We start from the raw sequence: 2,699 nt of genomic DNA on the forward strand, positions 1-2,699 counted from the left end.
GCAGTCAATATCAGCGCTGATGTATTTCACGGATGGGCGATGCAGGGCCTGTTGCCTAAATTGCTGTCACATGCGGTCGTTGTGATGGACAATGCCACCTTCCATAAGAGGCAGGATACGCAAGAGGCCATACAAAACGCTGGGCACACCCTTGAATACTTACCCGCTTATTCTCCTGATCTTAATCCCATCGAACATAAATGGGCACAGGCCAAAGCGCTGCGTAAACAACAAAACCAAACCGTTGAGATGCTTTTCAAATCCTATGTATTTTGATCATTCTTAACTGGTTAAGCTTTATTTCCCATGCTAAGAAGCAAAAAAGAAAAATTACTTAATTAGACTTTAGAAATCTGGCTACAAATTTTTATGTCTACCAAAGCGAATATTTATCTGCTGATGGGATGATGTCGGTAGGCATGATCACACTATAAAGCGTGCTACCGCTCCTACCACCACTCTCCACACTTGCAATTCATCATTTTCACGACATACACGGTGAGGACATTGAAGATGTTAAAAGAAGAGCGTTAGAGGTATGGAACTCTGAGCTCAAACTCGAAGATGTAAAATTTATAATTCATAAATATAGCGTAACTAGTTAAGAATGATTCAGAATATATAGAATTTGAAGAGCATCTCAACGGTTTGGTTGTGTTGTTTACGCAGTACTTTGGCGTATGCCCATTTGTGCTAGATGAGACAATGAGAATACTCTTTGAATCATTTCTAGCTGGTTTTGCTATAACTAAAGAATAGCTGCCCGCAAGGCGGCTTTTTAATTAAACGAATTTATGGATACAGAAAAACAACATGCCCTAAAAGACCGCCCGCAATAAAACATTACCACCAGATGAGGACAAAAGGCCAACGCTTGTGGCAAGGTGCAACACTAGGGTCTGTTGACATTTCACATAGGTAACCGCAGATATCCACAGGCCATGGCGATCAAACATCCACGCTAACAGATCAGAGTAACAAATCTAATAGCCTGTCTCTCAACTAATAGCTAAACAGTCGATTGAATAATAAGGCGTTTCTATCTGCACAAAATTTTTGAATAGGCAGATTTAGTGAACCTCATAAATTTCAAGGGAATTTTATTCCCAGTATTACTATACCTCGCGTTCTTGCCGTTATCTGCGACGGCTCAGGAGCATATTGAGCGAGTCGTAGGCGTATCAGATGGAGACATATTCACAATTCTCGATGACCGAAAACAGCAAATGAAAGATTTATTTTAGAACTGACCCTGAAAGTATTTTATAGAAGGAAAAGGATAAGTGTCATTGTATGCTATAGTAATTTCTGCTACTTACGGTTTAAAGCAGCACCGGTTTTCTTGATGTTTTTATCAGTCATTTATTTGTTATCTTTAGGAGGAACAACAATGAAACAGGTACTATTCTCTTTTGTTTTTTTGGGGTTGCTATTTGTATTGCCAGCTTGGGTTATGGCCGGAGAGCACCAATCTGCGCGTAGCAGTCAAGTACAGACTGCCGGACCATATAATCTGGAGCTGATCGCGAAGGATGGCCAATTGCAGCTGTATGTCACCGATCTCATGCACAATGCAGTGCAAACTAGCAGAGGTTCGGCAAAAGCCAATGTTATTGACAAAGATGGCAATCGCGTCACTGTCCAGCTAAAGCCAGTTTTTGGCAATATCATGAGAGGATCTGGAGATTTCAAGATAACCCCGGATACAAATATATCTGTGCTCCTCGCAATGGATGAAAAAGGCACGCATGTGGCACGTTTCTCTTTGAAGGGTGAGCCAGTACCTGCACCTGCGCAAACGACTGAAAGCGACGATCATCAACCCCATGAAGACGCCTCCGAAAACGGATCTTCCGATGAAGATTGAAGTTAGATAGCAATTTATTCCGTCAGCCAAGTGGTCCGATGTGATATTTAGCTGACGGTCTAAAGCGCTCCAAAAAATGGGAGTTTTTTTACGATCAGCCAAACAAAACAGTGGGAAAACAGGTAGTTAGTTGTTGCAGCGTACAGCGAATCTATTAGAGTAAAAGGCTGCAACTGACATATTATCGCTTATCTGCCACAGCCTCCATCATCAAACCGGGCAAGCGGTTCTCCCGCATACGGCTTTGCGCTGTTCTTCTTCCTTAACCCATTTTTCACATTTCACTTTAGAATTCTTTGACAATCATTATGTTACAAAGCAAAAAATGATCGTAAGGCATTACATTTGATTTCTCTGTTACATCAAGCTTACACGTATGACTTGATTATCCCTCCTGGTAGCGAATCCAAGTCCAGCGCCTGGTAGATAGTGGCCAGCTCTGGCTCCGGACGAGTGGCCTTGCGCACATGCAAAGTGCCGCCACCAGCGCAGCGGAAAGAGACAATGACCTTCGCCGTTTGCTCTATCGACATACCCAATTCCAATGGGAACAATACTGCTTGGGCTGCCCTCAATTCAGCCGCTGTTTTAGCTGTTTTCAACAATTCTCGGGCCGATACCAATTGATCTGTCCCACTTGATTTTCTTGCCATAATTTTTTCCTCGTAATTCATGGCTATATTATTTCATTTCTTCATTTTTTAACTAGAGTTTAGAGTTTCACACTTAAGAAATGGCATTTCACTTCTGGAGGCCGCGATGAACGCAAAAGGATAGGCTGGTATCCCTAGCGAACGGTGTAATTGGATAATATTTTTAGCCAAAGCGCTAC

The 2,699-nt window shown here is 42.2% G+C and carries 3 protein-coding genes; 2 read left to right on the forward strand and 1 reads right to left on the reverse strand.

Annotation, left to right across the window (positions count from 1 at the left end; all coding sequences use genetic code 11):
* Together BM122_RS20935 and BM122_RS20940 are read left to right on the forward strand one after the other, a co-directional pair.
* A partial coding sequence (locus BM122_RS20935; protein ID WP_177198249.1) for a transposase occupies nt 1–276 on the forward strand: 276 nt, incomplete at its 5' end.
* Between the two features lie 1,114 nt (nt 277–1,390).
* Nucleotides 1,391–1,867, forward strand: coding sequence for a hypothetical protein (locus BM122_RS20940; protein WP_074907580.1), 477 nt, complete (start codon nt 1,391–1,393; stop codon nt 1,865–1,867).
* 368 nt (nt 1,868–2,235) lie between these two features.
* Here the strand turns inward: BM122_RS20940 and BM122_RS24655 are convergent, their stop codons facing one another.
* Nucleotides 2,236–2,520: a hypothetical protein gene (locus tag BM122_RS24655; protein WP_074907583.1), complete on the reverse strand. Its 285-nt coding sequence runs from the start codon at nt 2,518–2,520 to the stop codon at nt 2,236–2,238.
* Nucleotides 2,521–2,699 lie beyond the last annotated feature (179 nt).

It is taken from the genome of Nitrosomonas communis, from assembly GCF_900114745.1.
Lineage (GTDB): Bacteria > Pseudomonadota > Gammaproteobacteria > Burkholderiales > Nitrosomonadaceae > Nitrosomonas > Nitrosomonas communis_A.

Excerpts from the sequence above, each read along its gene's own strand:
- BM122_RS24655 (WP_074907583.1), bottom strand. The coding sequence starts at position 2,520 with ATGGCAAGAAAATCAAGTGGGACAGATCAATTGGTATCGGCCCGAGAA.
- BM122_RS20940 (WP_074907580.1), top strand. The coding sequence starts at position 1,391 with ATGAAACAGGTACTATTCTCTTTTGTTTTTTTGGGGTTGCTATTTGTA.